Annotated in this window: 16 protein-coding genes; 13 read left to right on the forward strand and 3 right to left on the reverse strand. The window is 49.0% G+C overall.

Features of this window, described 5'->3' with window-relative positions:
* Positions 1 to 40: 40 nt before the first annotated feature.
* Both AB432_RS10655 and AB432_RS10660 read right to left on the reverse strand, forming a co-directional pair.
* On the reverse strand, positions 41 to 919 hold the full coding sequence (locus tag AB432_RS10655) for a GNAT family N-acetyltransferase (RefSeq protein ID WP_048032260.1): 879 nt from the start codon (positions 917 to 919) through the stop codon (positions 41 to 43).
* Positions 897 to 1385 carry an HIT family protein gene (locus tag AB432_RS10660; protein ID WP_082195901.1) on the reverse strand — a complete coding sequence of 163 codons (489 nt, stop codon included), beginning with the start codon at positions 1383 to 1385 and terminating at the stop codon, positions 897 to 899. The genes AB432_RS10655 and AB432_RS10660 overlap by 23 nt, the downstream gene beginning before the upstream one ends.
* A gap of 191 nt (positions 1386 to 1576) precedes the next feature.
* On the opposite strand from AB432_RS10660, the gene lepA reads away from it, so the two are divergent.
* From lepA to AB432_RS10725, 13 genes are all read left to right on the forward strand, one after another.
* Positions 1577 to 3394, forward strand: a complete 1818-nt coding sequence (lepA, locus tag AB432_RS10665) for a translation elongation factor 4 (protein WP_048032261.1) — start codon at positions 1577 to 1579, stop codon at positions 3392 to 3394.
* A gap of 238 nt (positions 3395 to 3632) precedes the next feature.
* On the forward strand, positions 3633 to 4775 hold the full coding sequence (gene hemW, locus AB432_RS10670) for a radical SAM family heme chaperone HemW (protein ID WP_048032262.1): 1143 nt from the start codon (positions 3633 to 3635) through the stop codon (positions 4773 to 4775).
* 152 nt (positions 4776 to 4927) lie between these two features.
* Positions 4928 to 5953 carry a heat-inducible transcriptional repressor HrcA gene (hrcA, locus tag AB432_RS10675; protein WP_048032263.1) on the forward strand — a complete coding sequence of 342 codons (1026 nt, stop codon included), beginning with the start codon at positions 4928 to 4930 and terminating at the stop codon, positions 5951 to 5953.
* Positions 5954 to 6011: 58 nt separating this feature from the next.
* On the forward strand, positions 6012 to 6551 hold the full coding sequence (grpE, locus tag AB432_RS10680; protein WP_082195902.1) for a nucleotide exchange factor GrpE: 540 nt from the start codon (positions 6012 to 6014) through the stop codon (positions 6549 to 6551).
* Positions 6552 to 6602: 51 nt separating this feature from the next.
* Positions 6603 to 8429, forward strand: a complete 1827-nt coding sequence (dnaK, locus tag AB432_RS10685; protein ID WP_048032265.1) for a molecular chaperone DnaK — start codon at positions 6603 to 6605, stop codon at positions 8427 to 8429.
* A gap of 150 nt (positions 8430 to 8579) precedes the next feature.
* Positions 8580 to 9707: a molecular chaperone DnaJ gene (gene dnaJ, locus AB432_RS10690; protein ID WP_048032266.1), complete on the forward strand. Its 1128-nt coding sequence runs from the start codon at positions 8580 to 8582 to the stop codon at positions 9705 to 9707.
* 99 nt (positions 9708 to 9806) lie between these two features.
* A complete protein-coding gene (prmA, locus tag AB432_RS10695) occupies positions 9807 to 10748 on the forward strand; it encodes a 50S ribosomal protein L11 methyltransferase (protein ID WP_047072560.1) in 942 nt (313 codons plus the stop codon).
* Positions 10749 to 10766: 18 nt separating this feature from the next.
* Positions 10767 to 11525: a 16S rRNA (uracil(1498)-N(3))-methyltransferase gene (locus tag AB432_RS10700; protein WP_048032267.1), complete on the forward strand. Its 759-nt coding sequence runs from the start codon at positions 10767 to 10769 to the stop codon at positions 11523 to 11525.
* Between the two features lie 101 nt (positions 11526 to 11626).
* The gene (gene mtaB, locus AB432_RS10705; RefSeq protein ID WP_048032268.1) at positions 11627 to 12985 is read left to right on the forward strand and encodes a tRNA (N(6)-L-threonylcarbamoyladenosine(37)-C(2))-methylthiotransferase MtaB; all 1359 of its coding nucleotides are present in this window, start codon (positions 11627 to 11629) and stop codon (positions 12983 to 12985) included.
* On the forward strand, positions 12982 to 13410 hold the full coding sequence (locus AB432_RS10710) for an NUDIX hydrolase (protein WP_048032269.1): 429 nt from the start codon (positions 12982 to 12984) through the stop codon (positions 13408 to 13410). The genes mtaB and AB432_RS10710 overlap by 4 nt, the downstream gene beginning before the upstream one ends.
* 4 nt (positions 13411 to 13414) lie before the next feature.
* Positions 13415 to 14080: a deoxyribose-phosphate aldolase gene (gene deoC / locus AB432_RS10715; RefSeq protein ID WP_048032270.1), complete on the forward strand. Its 666-nt coding sequence runs from the start codon at positions 13415 to 13417 to the stop codon at positions 14078 to 14080.
* A 101-nt stretch (positions 14081 to 14181) separates the two neighbouring features.
* Positions 14182 to 14577 carry a CidA/LrgA family protein gene (locus tag AB432_RS10720; protein ID WP_048032271.1) on the forward strand — a complete coding sequence of 132 codons (396 nt, stop codon included), beginning with the start codon at positions 14182 to 14184 and terminating at the stop codon, positions 14575 to 14577.
* Complete coding sequence (locus AB432_RS10725; RefSeq protein ID WP_048032272.1) at positions 14570 to 15235, forward strand: LrgB family protein; 666 nt, start codon at positions 14570 to 14572, stop codon at positions 15233 to 15235. The genes AB432_RS10720 and AB432_RS10725 overlap by 8 nt, the downstream gene beginning before the upstream one ends.
* Here AB432_RS10725 and AB432_RS10730 read toward each other — a convergent pair.
* Positions 15201 to 16184, reverse strand: coding sequence for a Na/Pi cotransporter family protein (locus AB432_RS10730; RefSeq protein WP_048032273.1), 984 nt, complete (start codon positions 16182 to 16184; stop codon positions 15201 to 15203). The two genes, AB432_RS10725 and AB432_RS10730, sit on opposite strands and share 35 nt — an antisense overlap.
* Between the last annotated feature and the right edge of the window lie 32 nt (positions 16185 to 16216).

Genomic DNA, 16216 nt, shown 5'->3' on the forward strand with positions numbered 1-16216 from the left:
ACCTTTGCGTAAAAGAAGGTCCGTTTTTCGCTTTTTATGTCTATCCGTATATTTGAGCACCTATCGCCAAGTATGTCCCATTACGGCGGGGCAGGCTATCGCCATTCGCAACCATCACTGGGGGATGAGAAACCTGTGTGAACCCGGTTTGCTTCAAGTAATTATGAAACGCTGCTTGCTCATCGGGTACGTCTATCCGCACACGTCCGGTATGATGTTGTGTCAGCTTGTACAGGAGGTGTTCAGCCATGATGGCATTTTCTGCGACGATCGGTCCCGCGATTAGGTTGACTGGGCCTTGAACGGCGAAGCCATACCCGATGATATTGCCGGAGCGATTTTTGGCTACGAGACAAGTAGTAGCTTGTATCATGCGTGTCTCGAGAAAATGAGTGCGCCTGCTACCCAGTGCTGCTTTGTCCAATGCAACCACGCCCGAAAAATCGTTCAACGCCATTGGTACAATTTCAAACTCGTCAGGGGCTTCGTTTTGCGGAGGTGCTTCAGGCAAAAAGCGTTCAGCGATAAATTTTTGAATACGATCCACTGTCTGGAATCCGAGATTTTTGTACAATGGCTCGCCTTCTGGAGTCGCAATGAGCATGATCGTTGTATCGGTAGAAACAGACGCCATGCACGCCTTCATGAGCTGTCGGCCAAATCCTTTGCCTTGTGACGAGGGATGGACGATCACCATACCGATGCTCGCAAGCTTGTCATCGTAGGGGATGATAGCTGCACATGAAAGGAGGTTGCCACTCGTGTCTTTGTGACCGAATACGGTTCCGATAGACAGAATTGTGCGAATTTCAGCTTCGTCGTAATCCCAGCTTACGGAATCAGATAAGGCAATAAGTCCGGGAATATCCGATATCGTTAAGGAATGCAAGCAAGAGTCAACACTGTTCACTTTGATCATTCTCCGTTTCTTTCTTTGTGTTCACGGCAGTATCGTCGAAGAGATTGTGTAATGCTTCCGCCACTTTTGTACGTGTAGCGGCCAAATGGCTCGCAGCTCCATGCTCGTGAAGCGGATCACTCCACGCGAAACCATCATAATGGAATCGAGGGATGACGTGCATATGAAAATGAGTCAGCTCGTTGAAAGCACCGCCGTTTTGACAAATAGTAATGCCATCGGGCTTGTACAACTTGTTAAGGGCATGGGACAGAGATGAGACTGCCTCGCATACCTTTTGCATCGTGCGTTCATCCAAGTCTGTCCAATCTACAAAATGCTCCTTCGGGAGAATGAGCATGTGACCTTCCGAAAAAGGATCGATATCCAAGAGGCACGCGACCCATTCGTTTTCATAGACGATATGCGCTACTTCGATTCCATGGGCCAACCGACAGCCCAAACAATCGGCTTGCTGTGTATCCATGCCTAGCCACCTCCGCGCTAGTTATCACTTTAGCACAGGAAAAGTTTGGATACGAGAAAAAGGAGGCAAATGCCTGATTCTCTTTGGTTGCTCTTTATATCATCGGTTTGTTATAATTACTGTTAGTGTATTTTTTGTGAGGCGCAATCTGAACGTTTGAATGGATTCGCGTGGGAGGGAACGAACAACACATGGATCGTCGTGAAAGACAAAAAAGGATACGAAATTTTTCCATCATCGCCCACATTGACCATGGAAAGTCGACGCTGGCAGACCGCATTTTGGAGCTGACCGGTGCTTTGACTGCACGTGAGATGGAAGCCCAGTTTCTTGACACGATGGAGCTGGAAAAAGAGCGCGGGATTACGATTAAGCTCAATGCCGTGCGTTTGAACTATAAAGCAGATGACGGTGAGGAATACATTCTCCACCTGATTGACACCCCTGGACACGTCGACTTTACGTATGAAGTATCCCGCAGTTTGGCTGCCTGTGAAGGGGCTATCCTCGTCGTGGATGCGGCACAAGGGATCGAGGCCCAGACTTTGGCTAACGTGTATTTGGCGTTGGACAGCAACCTGGAGATCATTCCAGTTGTTAACAAGATCGACCTGCCAAGTGCAGAGCCTGAGCGTGTGAAGCAAGAGGTTGAGGACGTGATCGGTCTGGATGCCAGCGATGCGGTTCTGACTTCTGCCAAGGCGGGTATCGGGATTAAAGAAGTACTGGAAGCCGTTGTGCAAAAAGTACCTGCTCCAGAGGGAGACCCGGATGCACCTCTCCAAGCTTTGATTTTCGACTCCTATTTTGATGCGTATCGTGGCGTTATTGCCTCCATCCGTGTCATCAACGGAACCTTGAAAAAAGGTATGAAGATCAAGATGATGGCGACTGGCAAGTCATTTGAGGTAACCGAAATCGGTACATCGACACCACGTCAAACGCAAGTAGAAGAATTGACGGTTGGAGATGTAGGCTACGTAGCTGCTTCCATTAAAACAGTGGGAGACACCAGTGTGGGGGATACCATTACAGATGCGAATCGCCCTGCACCTGAACCGCTACCTGGTTACCGCAAGATCAACCCGATGGTCTTCTGCGGTTTGTACCCAATCGAAACGAACGAGTACAACGATCTGCGTGATGCATTGGAAAAGCTCCAGCTAAACGATGCTTCCCTGCAGTTTGAACCGGAGACTTCCCAAGCACTTGGCTTTGGTTTCCGTTGTGGTTTCTTGGGACTCCTGCACATGGAGATCATCCAGGAGCGGATCGAACGGGAATTCAACATTAACTTGATTACGACCGCGCCGAGCGTTATTTACCGCATTACCAAAACGAACGGGGAAGTATTCGAAATCGACAACCCGTCTAAAATGCCGGAAGCGCAAAAGATCGAAATGGTCGAGGAGCCTTACGTTACGGCGACAGTTATGGTGCCGAAAGAATACGTCGGTGACGTTATGCAGTTGTGCCAAGGGAAACGCGGTGAGTTTCTCGACATGCAGTATATGGGTGAGAACCGTGTGCAGCTGAAGTACGACATGCCTTTGTCGGAAATCGTTTACGATTTCTTTGACCTGCTGAAGTCGGGTACAAAAGGCTATGCATCCTTTGACTACGAGCTAGGTGGGTACAAAGCTTCCAAACTGGTGAAAATGGATATTCTCCTCAACAGCGAAGTGGTGGATGCTCTGTCGTTTATCGTACACAAAGACACGGCTTATCCTCGTGGAAAAGTCATCTGCGAAAAGCTGAAGGAACTGATTCCTCGTCAGCAATTCGAGGTGCCGATTCAGGCGACCATTGGACACAAGGTTGTCGCTCGTGAAACGATCAGTGCGTTGCGTAAAAACGTTCTTGCTAAATGTTACGGCGGGGACATCTCGCGTAAGCGCAAACTGCTCGAAAAGCAAAAAGAAGGAAAGAAGCGCATGAAGTCTGTCGGTTCCGTAGAGGTACCACAAGAGGCGTTTATGGCTGTATTGCGCATGGATGATAAGAAGTAGGCCTGACCTTGTGTCAGGTCTTTTCCATTAAAAGCGGTGGTCAAAAAGTCGGCTTTTGATCACGAAGTCATTTATGAAAGTTGATTCGGTATCGAAACTGGCGTTCACCTTCGAAGTCCGGTGCTCATGTAGGTCCCCTACACTCCGCTCCTCCTTCATCAGGTTCTCGCCACTTTCTCCGTGCTGAAAAGCCGACTTTTTGACTTTTCATTTTATCAATTTTAGGAGGGAAAGGGACATGATGCCACAATCGGTTTACATTCACATTCCCTTTTGTACGAATAAATGTTACTACTGTGACTTCAACTCATTTGTGACGAACAATCCGCAGCTCATTTGGGATTACTTAGACGCATTGAAAAGTGAAATGGAAATCACCTTCAGCCAGCAGCCGATTGAGCAGGTGAAAACGATTTTTGTCGGCGGAGGGACGCCTACGTTTCTCGATCATGCCCAAATGCGCGCGTTTTTGGAGCTGGTACAAAAACAGTTGGGCAAGTACTGGGCGGATGATATCGAGTTCTCGATGGAAGCGAATCCGGGAACGACAGATGTGGAAAAGCTGCGGATTATGCGTGAGTTGGGTGTCAATCGCCTGAGCTTTGGTGTGCAGTCCTTTGACGACGCGCTTTTAAAACGACTGGGACGAATCCATGACCAAGAAGCTGTGTACCGCAGTATCGATAATGCGAAAAAAGTAGGCTTCGACAACTTCAGCATCGACCTGATGTTTGGGTTGCCGGACCAGACACTAGACATTTTCCGCCAGACGTTGGACAAGGCGTTTGGGTTAGGGACCACCCATTTCTCCGCGTACAGTCTCAAGGTGGAGGAGAACACGCTGTTCCACACGCTCTACCAGAAGGATCAGTTGCCACTGCCATCTGAAGAGACAGAGCTTGAGATGTACATGGTCTTAATAGAAGAGATGGAGCGTCACGGGTACAAGCAGTATGAAATTAGCAATTTTGCAAAACCGGGCTTCGAGAGCAAACATAATAAAACCTATTGGCTCAATCGTGAATACTATGGGTTGGGTGCGGGGGCCCACGGCTATGTGTGCGGCCACCGACACGTAAATGCTGGTCCGCTTGCGATTTACATGCAGAAGTGCAAGGAAGGGCTGCCGCGTGTAGAACAATTCGAGGTACCACGCGAGGATGCCATGGAGGAACAGATGATTTTGGGGCTGAGGTTGAGAGAAGGAGTTGACCTATCGGCGTTTGCATCCCGTTTTGGCGCAACTGTTCATGATGTGTTTGGGACAATAATAGAAGAAGAGGTAGCCAAAGGAATGCTGCAAGAACAGGACGGGTTTTTGAAGCTGACGAAACAGGGGCTTCCGCTCGGAAATGAGGTATTTGCACGCTTTCTTCGTTAAGTCAAAGCGAAACTCGCGAAAAATGAGATTTTTTGTCTCTTGAACTAGCTCAAGTTCGTTGACAAATCCTTCTACTATTGATACCTTAGTATATAGATTTAGCACTCGATAAGCATGAGTGCTAACAATCCAACAGGAGGCGAGCGACATCCATGTTATCAGACCGTCAACAAATGATTTTAAACGCGATTGTCGATAATTACATTCATTCTGCCGAACCTGTTGGCTCCCGAACCATTTCCAAACGGGACGACATCGGATTCTCTTCGGCAACGATACGCAACGAGATGTCTGACTTGGAAGATTTGGGGTACTTAGAACAGCCCCACACTTCGGCGGGACGCGTTCCTTCTACAAAAGGATACCGCTTCTACGTCGATAACCTGATTCAGCCTCATCTTTTGGAGGAAGCTGAGTTGGGTAAACTAAAACAGTTGTTTGCCGAACGTATTCTCCACGCAGAACAAGTGGTAGAGTACACTGCCCAAATTCTCTCTCAGCTGACAAACTACACGGCGATTGTCTTGGGTCCAGAGATATTTGAGCATCGGTTAAAACATATTCAAATCGTTCCTCTCAATGCTGAACAGGCTGTCGCGATTGTGGTGACGCATACCGGACGAGTGGAGAACAAGCTGATCGATCTTCCAGAAGGCATTGGTGCCGGGGAAATCGAGAGACTCGTCAATCTGTTGAATGCAAAGCTGTCCGACGTGCCACTATGGCAGCTTCGACAACGTCTTTATCAAGAGATTTCCGGTGAAATGCAGCGTCATACGGAGCAGTATGAAGAAATTCTTCAGCTCCTCAACAACTCGCTGACACAAGAAGAAGAACGAGTATACTTACGCGGTGCGACCAAGATCATGAACCAGCCGGAATTCCGGGACGTGGATAAAGTCAAGGATATTCTTGAGCTATTAGAGCAGCACGATCAGTTGATGAATGTGATTGGCATGCAGGGTGATGGTCTCACGGTACGCATCGGACAGGAAAACCAGCTAGACGCGATTAAGCAATGCAGTATTATTACCACTTCTTATTCGCTTGGAGGCAAGCCTGTAGGAATGGTAGGGATACTTGGGCCGACACGAATGGAATACGGCAAGGTCATTACTGTGCTCAACCATTTGGCGGAAGGCCTATCGCGCATGCTGACTTCGCAGTTTGAGAAATAAATGGAGTGAATGGCTAAACAGTCTTTTGACTGGGAAAAGCCGCCAGGAGGTAGTGACGTTGAGCGAGGAAAAAGTAACGCAAGACCCGACTCTCGAGGAAGAAGTAGCAAAGGATGCAGACCAAACAGAAACATCCGAGATGAACTGGGAGCAAGAGGCTGCTCACTGGAAGGCTCAGGCTGAGGATCACCAAAACCGCATGCTGCGTGCCATGGCTGATATGGATAACCTTCGCCGCCGTGTTCGCAAAGAGCAGGAAGATCTGGCTAAATACGCTTCTCTTAAAATCGTGGAAGAGCTTCTGCCAGTTCTCGATAACTTCGAGCGAGCACTTGCCGCTGACAAGGAATCCATGACAGTAGACTCCCTTTTGGAGGGTGTAAACATGGTATATCGTCAGATGGTCCAAGTTTTCGATAAAGAAGGCTTGGCTGCAATCGAGGCAAAAGGAAACCCATTTGACCCTCACATCCACCAAGCGGTTATGCAAACACAAAACCCTGAGTTTGAATCAGGTGTTGTGGTAGCCGAGCTGCAAAAAGGATATATGTTCAAAGACCGCGTCGTTCGTCCGGCGATGGTTCAAGTGAACGAGTAATATCAAAAAACGAAAATTCACTAGACGTAAAGTGTTAGGAGGACATTTTGTATGAGTCGCGTAATCGGAATTGACTTGGGAACAACCAACTCTTGTGTAGCAGTAATGGAAGGCGGCGAGCCAGTCGTTATTGCCAATGCGGAAGGTAACCGCACCACACCATCCGTGGTAGCATTCAAAAACGGCGAGCGCATCGTTGGGGAAGCAGCAAAACGCCAAGCGATCACCAATCCAGACAATACCGTAATCTCCATCAAGCGCCACATGGGTAGCACCCATAAAGAAACGCTGGAAGGCAACCAGTACACACCTGAGCAAATCTCTGCTATGATCCTGCAAAAGCTGAAAGCAGACGCGGAAAGCTACCTCGGTCAATCTGTGACGCAGGCAGTGATTACGGTTCCAGCTTACTTCAATGACAGCCAACGCCAAGCAACAAAAGATGCTGGTAAAATTGCTGGCTTGGAAGTACTGCGTATCGTGAACGAACCAACCGCAGCTGCACTTGCATACGGTATGGAGAAAACAGAAGATCAAACGGTTCTCGTATTCGACTTGGGTGGCGGTACCTTTGACGTATCCATTCTCGAATTGTCCGATGGCTTCTTCGAAGTAAAAGCGACTTCCGGTGACAACAAACTGGGCGGAGACGACTTCGACGATGTTGTTATGAACTACCTGGTGAGCGAATTCAAAAAAGAGCATGGCATCGACCTGTCCAAGGATCGTATGGCTCAACAACGTTTGAAAGACGCTGCGGAAAAAGCAAAGAAAGACCTCTCCGGCGTATTGACTACAACCATTTCCCTGCCGTTCATTACAGCAGATGCAACAGGTCCAAAGCACTTGGAGATGAACCTGACTCGTGCGAAGTTCGAAGAGCTGTCTGCTGAACTGGTTGAGCGTACAATGGGCCCAACTCGTCAAGCGCTGAAAGACGCTGGTCTGACTCCAAGCGAACTGGATCGCGTTATCCTGGTTGGTGGCTCTACTCGTATCCCAGCGGTACAAGAAGCGATCAAGAAATTTACAGGAAAAGAACCACATAAAGGTGTGAACCCAGACGAAGTAGTAGCACTGGGAGCGGCTGTTCAAGCGGGCGTACTGACTGGTGACGTGAAAGACGTCGTTCTTCTCGACGTAACTCCACTGTCCCTCGGTATCGAAACATTGGGTGGCGTATTCACCAAGCTGATCGATCGTAACACGACGATCCCAACAAGCAAATCCCAAGTGTTCTCTACAGCTGCGGATAACCAAACATCTGTAGAAATTCACGTTCTCCAAGGGGAGCGTCAAATGGCGGGCGACAACAAATCGCTCGGACGCTTCAACTTGTCCGATATCCCGCCAGCGCCACGCGGTATCCCGCAAATCGAAGTATCCTTCGATATTGACGCGAACGGTATCGTAAACGTACGTGCAAAAGACCTGGGTACAGGTAAAGAGCAACGTATCACGATCACTTCTAACTCCGGTCTGTCCGACGATGATATCGATCGCATGGTAAAAGATGCTGAATTGAATGCAGAAGCGGACAAACAACGCAAAGAGCAAGTAGAAGTTCGCAACGAAGCTGACCAACTCGTATTCACGACTGAGAAAACACTGAAAGAAGTAGAAGGCAAGATCGACCAAGCTGAAATCGATCGCGCTAACACTGCGAAAGATAAAGTGAAAGCGGCTCTGGAAGGCGGCAACTTCGAAGAGATCAAGACAGCGAAAGATGAACTGTCCGAGATCATCCAACAAATTTCCGTGAAGCTTTATGAGCAGGCTGCTCAAGCGCAAGCAGCACAAGGCGGCGCTGAAGGTCAAGAGCCGAAGAAAGACAATGTCGTTGATGCTGACTACGAAGTGGTAGACGATAAAAAGTAACACGCTGGAACTGTGAGGGGAGAGATATCTCCCCTCGCTTCCCACGATGTGACCCATGAAAGTCAAAGTCACGGAATGCTGACTTTGACTTTTTTTCAGGTCTGTCACATGCTATGATAACAGTTGACTGTCATGGGAGTGATGTAGGAGATGAAACGTGATTTATACGAGGTTCTGGGCGTAGCAAAGGACGCGGACGCTGATGAAATCAAAAAAGCGTATCGCAAGCTGGCACGCCAGTACCATCCCGATGTAAATAAAGAGGCTGACGCGGAAGAAAAGTTCAAAGAAGTAAAGGATGCGTACGACATCCTGTCCGAGCCACAAAAACGTGCGCAGTATGACCGTTTTGGTCACCAAGACCCAAATCAGGGCTTTGGTGGCGGAGGTTTTGATGGATCAGGCATGGGCGGCTTCGGAGATATTTTTGATATGTTCTTCGGTGGTGGCGGCAGACGTTCGAATCCAAATGCTCCACGCAAAGGATCGGACCTGCAATTTGGCCTAAGCATTGACTTTATCGACGCGATTTTTGGAAAAGAAACTGACGTGGAAATTCCAAAGGAAGCAGAATGCGATACGTGCCTTGGTTCTGGCGCGAAGCCTGGTTCCGGAGTAGATACATGTAAGACTTGTAGTGGTACAGGACAGCAAGAAGTGGTGGCGAACACGCCATTCGGCCGAATCGTCAATCGCCGTGTTTGCTCGACTTGCGAAGGCAAAGGGAAAGTCGTCAAAGAAAAATGTTCAACTTGCCGTGGCAGTGGACGTGTCAAGGTACGCCGCAAAATTCATCTCAACATCCCTGCGGGTGTGGACGATGGAGCACAATTGCGTGTAACAGGCGAGGGCGAACCGGGCGCAAACGGTGGACCTCCTGGAGATTTGTACGTCGTATTGCGTGTGAAGAGTCATGAGTTTTTTGAGCGTGAAGGAAATGATATTTACTGTGAGGTTCCGCTTACTTACGCCCAGGCAGCACTTGGAGATGAGATTGAAGTGCCGACTGTCGATGGTCGCGTGAAGTTGAAGATCCCGACAGGTACCCAAACAGAGACATTCTTCCGCTTGCGTGGTAAAGGTGTTCCGCATTTGCGTGGGAACGGCCGCGGTGATCAGCATGTGAAAGTGCGCGTCATTACACCGACCAAGCTGAGTGATAAACAAAAGGAATTGTTGCGTGAGCTCGCCGAACTGTCTGGAGAAAAGCCAGGACAGCATGGGGGAGAAGACGAAAGCTTTTTCGAAAAAATGAAACGGGCATTCCGCGGCGAGTAATCCGTCGCGGTTTTGTCCGCTTTTTGCCTAAAGTTTCATGTAGCGAAGTCGATTAAATGAAAAGCCCGATTGGGAGCTTATGTGGGGAGTGGTAGATTCGTGAAATGGTCAGAAATCAGTATCCATACTACAGCGGAGGCTACGGAGGCGGTGTCAAGCCTCTTGTATGAATTGGGTGCCAATGGTGTCGTAATTGAAGACCCGGAGGTGCTTTATCGTGAGTGGGATACCCCCTTTGGCGAAATCTACCAGCTTTCTCCTGATGATTTTCCGGCCGAGGGCGTATTCGTTAAAGCATACCTGCCGGTTGACAGCAGCGAGCTGCTTGACGTTGTAGAAGAGCTGAAAGAGCAATTGGCGCAGTTGATCGAGTACGGTCTGGATATCGGCAAGGCATCGATTGCCGTAAACGATGTCCACGAAGATGAATGGGCCCACGCCTGGAAAAAATATTACAAACCAGTCCATGTGTCTGATCGCATGACCATCAAGCCAGTATGGGAAGAGTATGAGCCGAAGCATCCAGATGAGATCATTATCGAGATGGACCCAGGTATGGCATTTGGTACAGGTACACATCCGACGACCATCCTTTGTCTGCGTGCACTTGAGAAGTATCTGGCAAAAGGTGATCAAGTGTATGATGTTGGGACAGGCACAGCTATTTTAAGTATTGCAGCTATCAAGCTCGGAGCAAAAGATGTGCTGGCGATGGACTTGGATGAAGTTGCTGTACGCTCCGCACAGGCCAATACCGAACTGAATGGCGTGCATGAGCATATCAACGTGAGACAAAACAACTTGCTCGACGGCATCGAGGAGCAGGTGGAAGTGGTCGTGGCGAACATTTTGGCAGAAGTCATCGTGCGTTTCACCGACGATGTATTCCGCGTGTTAAAGCCAGGTGGCACCTTTATCTCGTCAGGTATTATTGCTGCACGTGAAGCGGATGTAAAAGCGGCATTGGCGGCTTCGGGTCTTGAGGTCGTGGAAACCATTTTCATCGATGACTGGGTAGCAATTGTAGCAAAAAAACGATAGAATAGTGGGGTTGGCGAGATGCAACGATATTTTGTCGAGCCACATTCCTTTACTGAGAATGAGCTAACGATTGTCGGAGACGATGTACACCATATCGTAAATGTAATGCGTGCCAGGGAAGGCGAAGAAATCATCGTTTCTGATGGAGCGGGCAGGTCGGCACGGGCCAAGCTTGTCTATCTTTCTGCCAAGGAAGTACGGGCAGAAGTAATGGAAATGCTCCAAGAAGAACGAGAACTGCCGATCCGGGTCACAATTGGTCAAGGGCTTCCAAAAGGCGAGAAGCTGGAGTGGATTTTGCAAAAGGGGACGGAACTTGGGGCGTACTCTTTTTTCCCGTTTTCTTCTGAGCGAACCATTGTAAAGCTGGACGCAAAAAAAGAAGCGAAAAAACTGGAGCGTTGGCGCAAAATTGTCAAGGAGGCTGCTGAACAGTCTCATCGTGCTGTTTTGCCAGAGCTTTTATCTCCTGTTTCATTTCGGGAGATACTTCAGGCTGGCCAGTCGTATACGCATTGTGCCATTGCCTATGAAAAAGAAGGCAGTACCACGATTCATCAAGTGCTAGAAGAGATGACTGCGGGTAATTCCCTTCTCGTTCTCGTTGGACCGGAGGGAGGCTTCTCTCCTGAGGAAGTGGCTCAAGCAGAGAGCAAAGGGTTCCTGACAGTTTCCCTTGGCCCACGCATTTTGCGCACGGAAACGGCAAGCCAGTACGTTTTGGCCTGCGCTTCCTATCAGTTTGAACGAAAGGCTTCATCACTTCGCAAAGGATGAGCAGGAACGAAGCGGTCATGACCGTTTCGTTGACCGCAAGCGGTCGCATCCACTTTTATGAAAAACGTCGAGACGTTTTTCACGGAAAAGGAGGAATGGCAATGTCTACCGTTGCTTTTCATACATTGGGCTGCAAAGTAAACAGCTATGAAACAGAGGCCATCTGGCAATTGTTCAAGGCAGACGGCTACGAGAGAGTTGACTTTGAACAAGATGATGCAGATGTTTACGTCATTAATACTTGTACGGTTACGAACACGGGAGATAAGAAGAGCCGCCAAGTGATTCGTCGTGCGATTCGCCGTAATCCTGAGGCGATCGTAGCTGTAACTGGCTGCTATGCGCAAACCTCTCCAAGTGAGATTGCGCAAATTCCTGGTGTAGATATCGTAGTTGGTACACAAGGGCGCGAGAAGCTGATCGAGTACGTGGATCAAATTCGTGCAGAACGCACGCCGATCAACGCAGTAGGTAACATTATGAAAGCTCGCGAGTTCGAAGAGCTTGATGTTCCTAACTTTACGGATCGCACACGTGCTTCACTCAAGATTCAAGAGGGCTGCAACAACTTTTGTACGTTTTGTATTATTCCTTGGGCGCGCGGTCTGATGCGTTCCCGCAAACCGGAAAGCGTCGTTGAACAGGCTCAAAAGCTGGTGGAAGCGGGCTATCTGGAAATCGTTTTGACTGGGATTCATACGGGTGGATACGGCGAGGATTTGGAAGACTACAACTTGGCCAAGCTGTTGATTGACCTTCATCAAGTCGAAGGCCTCAAGCGAATCCGTATTAGTTCGATCGAAGCGAGCCAAATCACCGATGAAGTGATTGAGGTCATCAACAATTCCGATCGTGTCGTGCGCCATCTGCATGTACCGCTGCAAGCGGGAGATGACGAAGTGTTGAAACGCATGCGCCGCAAGTATACGACTGCTGAGTTTTACGAAAGAATGGTCAAAGTACGCGAAGCATTGCCAGGAGCAGCGATTACAACTGATGTCATCGTAGGCTTCCCGGGTGAGACCGAAGAGCAATTCTGGAACGGATACGAGTTTATGAAAAAAATCGGGTTTGCCGAGATGCACGTATTCCCGTACTCCATGCGTACAGGTACACCAGCAGCGCGTATGACGGATCAAATCCCTGAAGAGGAAAAGAACGAGCGCGTAGCGAAGCTTCTGGAGCTCAATCAGGAATTGACCTTGGCATACTCCAAGAAATTCGTAGGGGATGTACTGGAAGTCATTCCGGAGCGTCCGTTTAAGGAAGCACCAGATAGCGGTCTTCTGATGGGCTATTCGGACAACTATCTGAACGTCGTCTTCCCTGGCGATGAGAGCATGATCGGCAAGATTTGCAAGGTCAGACTGGATGAACCAGGCTCGGAATACTGCAAAGGGACTTTTGTTCGCGTAGTGGAAACAGGGGCGCTTCCTTACCTGAAGGAGCGAGCTATATGAGGGAGATATCGGCAGGAGGCGTTGTATACCAGAAGCAAGACACAGAGTACATGCTCCTATTGATTGAAGACCGCTATGGCAAAGTAACACTCGCAAAAGGGAAGCAGGAGATGGGCGAGACCATCGAAGAAACGGCTCTGCGCGAGGTTTTAGAAGAAACAGGCGTAGCAGGACGCTTGGGTTCCAAGCTTGATATGATCACCTACGTGTATACGCATCCGGTAACGGGTGAATCCATCGACAAAGAAGTCCATTATTATTTGGTGGAAGCCTATAACACAGAGATCACCGTGCAGCTAGAAGAAATCAATGATGTTCATTGGCATTCTGCAAAGGAAGCATGGGATTTGCAACTGCAACGAGGATACCGAAACAATGACAGCATTTTTCGCCTTGCATTCGAACATTTAGGGATAGAGGTGTAGTTCTATGAACATGAACAAATATATTGACCACACGCTGTTGAAGCCTGATGCTACTCAAGAGATGATTGACAAGCTGTGTGCTGAAGCAAGAGAGCACGACTTCATGTCTGTTTGCGTAAACCCTTATTGGGTAAAACGCTCTGCTGAACTCTTGGCAGGCTCCGATGTGAAAGTGTGCACAGTTATCGGATTCCCTCTGGGAGCGAGCACCATCGAGTCCAAAGCAGCCGAAACCCGCGATGCGATTGCAAACGGAGCAACTGAGGTAGATATGGTACTGAACGTAGGTGCCTTGAAATCTGGCGACCTGGAAACTGTCAAAAAAGACATCGCTGCTGTGAAGCAAGCTGCTGGCGATATTCTCTTGAAAGTGATTCTGGAAACTTGCCTCTTGACCGAAGAAGAAAAAGTAGTTGCATGCAAGCTCTCCGTAGAAGCTGGTGCTGATTACGTAAAAACCTCCACAGGATTTTCAACAGGTGGAGCAACGGTTGAAGATATCGCGCTAATGCGTAAAACCGTAGGACCAAATGTAGGCGTAAAAGCGTCTGGTGGCGTTCGTGACGGCGAAACAGCGGTTGCGATGATCGAAGCAGGCGCGAGCCGTATCGGTACAAGCTCCGGTGTTTCCATTGTAACTGGAGCAAAAACAACAGGCAGCGGATACTAATACGAAAGAAAAGCCTGGCCGAGGTAAGGCCGGGCTTTTTCCGTCCTACATGCTGATGTTCCTATAGAGAGAGGATAGGGAGCGGGGAGGAGATTAGCAAAATGAAATTTGTTAAAGGAATCGTCATCCTGTTGGCTTTTTATGGGGTAGGCGTAGCTGCGAGCAAATGGCTGCATATTCCCCTGCCCGGGAACCTGGTGGGAATGCTGCTGTTAACACTGGGACTGTGTATGGGATGGATACGAATGGATTGGGTGGAACAAGCGGGTACTTTTCTGATCCGACATATGTTGCTCTTTTTCGTACCGATCATCGTCGGAGTTGCTTCCTATTTAAACGTATTCACGCAAAATCCATTGCCAATCATACTATCGATGGTTCTCGGTCCGTTGCTGGTCATGCTTGTGACTGGCGTGGTCGTGCAATGGTATTTGAAGTATCATAAACAAAAATCAGAATCGTCCTTGCAGCAAGAGGGGAGGACTCTGGATGCTTAGTCAATTTCTCGCCATTTTGGTATCCATAGCAGGGTACAAAGGCGCAACAATGATCAACGCTCGATTCCAACGATTGCAGCCTCTCTTGGTGGCTGTAATCTTGGTTTGGACCATGTGGTGGCTGTTTAGTGGTGATTGGGAGGCGTTTGCTGCCGGAGGATCGTGGATTTCCTTTTGGCTCGGCCCTGCAACGGTGGCACTCGCTATTCCACTGGCTAAACAGATCAAGGAGTTTGCTCATATCTGGCGCGGCGTTATGCTTGGTGTATGTGCAGGCTGCGCAGTTGCGATCTTCGTCGTTATGGCGGTTCATTGGTGTCTGGGTTCAGATGAGCTCGTATACAAAAGCATGCTCAGTAAATCTGTGACCACCCCGATTGCGTTGGAGCTGAGTCGGTCCATAGGTGGGGAACCTGCACTTGCAGCCTTTTTTACCGCGCTGACGGGGATGGTCGGTGTGATGATTGCCCGTCCTGTTCTCAAATGGGGAAAAATCACCGATGATTGGGCAATCGGGATCGCCATCGGTACGAGTGCACACGCCATTGGCACGGCTAGCCTGAACCGTGTTTCTCCTGTTCAAACGGCAGCGTCCAGTGTCGCAATGATCGTGGCAGGCGTCATTACTTCCATCTACTTGATACCATTTTCTTTCTGAAGGTGAGGTCAGTAGGACGACGCTTATCAGGGATTAGCCATTGAATAAACCGGGCTATCTGCGGGACGAATGGCAGCGCGACCAACGAGCAGACGAGATTGAAGATCGTCTGTGAATGAGCGATCTGCATAGCAGGACTATCCGTTAAAAATGCACTGACGAGGGCAAGCTGGGAAAGAAACGGTAAAAAAACAATCGCGCCAGCAACATTGAAGAGCGTATGGCACCATGCGACCTGTTTGGATGCCGTATTCGTGCCAATTGCAGCGATGACAGCGGTAAAGCAAGTTCCGACGTTCGCGCCCAATACGATGGCGAGTGCCGTTTCCATCGAAAGAATTTGATGACTGAGCAGACCCATCGTGATGACGGTCGTAGCGGAACCGCTATGAATGAGAGCGGTGAAAATGATCCCGGTTATCAAACCGATCCAGATGGAATGTCTGCTTTCCAGAAAAAGCGAACGAAACGTCTCAGACTGCTCCAAAGGCTTCGCCATTACTTTCAATGTATCGATACCGAGGAAGATCAGTCCGAAGCCAGCGACGACGAGACCGATGCAACGAATGTTTCGACGCGGCATCAGCCATAGAGCTACTCCGATGAGAAGCATGGGGATGGCAAAGGACTCGAGCTTGAGCGCAACCAGCTCCGTTGTCACGGTCGTGCCCAGATTGGTTCCCAAAATGATGCCGACGGTTTGCGTGAACTGGATGATGCCTGCGTTCGTCAGCCCAATCGTCAGGACAGTTACCGCACTGGAGCTTTGCAAGACAAAAGTAGCGAAGAGACCAATCCAGAAGCTATGGAGTGGGGTACGAGTAAAGCGCCCCATCCATTCTTCCATTTTTTTGCCGGCGAGGTTTTGAAAGCCGGAGCGCATGGCGTACATACCGAAAAGAAAAAACGTGAGCCCAAATGTAAAAGGGGCGAGGATGGAGACTATCACAAGATACGTTCCTCCCTGTCCATTTTTAGCAA

The organism is Brevibacillus brevis (assembly GCF_001039275.2).
Lineage (GTDB): Bacteria > Bacillota > Bacilli > Brevibacillales > Brevibacillaceae > Brevibacillus > Brevibacillus brevis_C.

Excerpts from the sequence above, each read along its gene's own strand:
- AB432_RS10655 (WP_048032260.1), bottom strand. The coding sequence starts at position 919 with ATGATCAAAGTGAACAGTGTTGACTCTTGCTTGCATTCCTTAACGATA.
- AB432_RS10660 (WP_082195901.1), bottom strand. The coding sequence starts at position 1,385 with ATGGATACACAGCAAGCCGATTGTTTGGGCTGTCGGTTGGCCCATGGA.
- lepA (WP_048032261.1), top strand. The coding sequence starts at position 1,577 with ATGGATCGTCGTGAAAGACAAAAAAGGATACGAAATTTTTCCATCATC.
- hemW (WP_048032262.1), top strand. The coding sequence starts at position 3,633 with ATGATGCCACAATCGGTTTACATTCACATTCCCTTTTGTACGAATAAA.
- hrcA (WP_048032263.1), top strand. The coding sequence starts at position 4,928 with ATGTTATCAGACCGTCAACAAATGATTTTAAACGCGATTGTCGATAAT.
- dnaK (WP_048032265.1), top strand. The coding sequence starts at position 6,603 with ATGAGTCGCGTAATCGGAATTGACTTGGGAACAACCAACTCTTGTGTA.
- dnaJ (WP_048032266.1), top strand. The coding sequence starts at position 8,580 with ATGAAACGTGATTTATACGAGGTTCTGGGCGTAGCAAAGGACGCGGAC.
- AB432_RS10700 (WP_048032267.1), top strand. The coding sequence starts at position 10,767 with ATGCAACGATATTTTGTCGAGCCACATTCCTTTACTGAGAATGAGCTA.
- mtaB (WP_048032268.1), top strand. The coding sequence starts at position 11,627 with ATGTCTACCGTTGCTTTTCATACATTGGGCTGCAAAGTAAACAGCTAT.
- AB432_RS10710 (WP_048032269.1), top strand. The coding sequence starts at position 12,982 with ATGAGGGAGATATCGGCAGGAGGCGTTGTATACCAGAAGCAAGACACA.
- deoC (WP_048032270.1), top strand. The coding sequence starts at position 13,415 with ATGAACATGAACAAATATATTGACCACACGCTGTTGAAGCCTGATGCT.
- AB432_RS10720 (WP_048032271.1), top strand. The coding sequence starts at position 14,182 with ATGAAATTTGTTAAAGGAATCGTCATCCTGTTGGCTTTTTATGGGGTA.
- AB432_RS10725 (WP_048032272.1), top strand. The coding sequence starts at position 14,570 with ATGCTTAGTCAATTTCTCGCCATTTTGGTATCCATAGCAGGGTACAAA.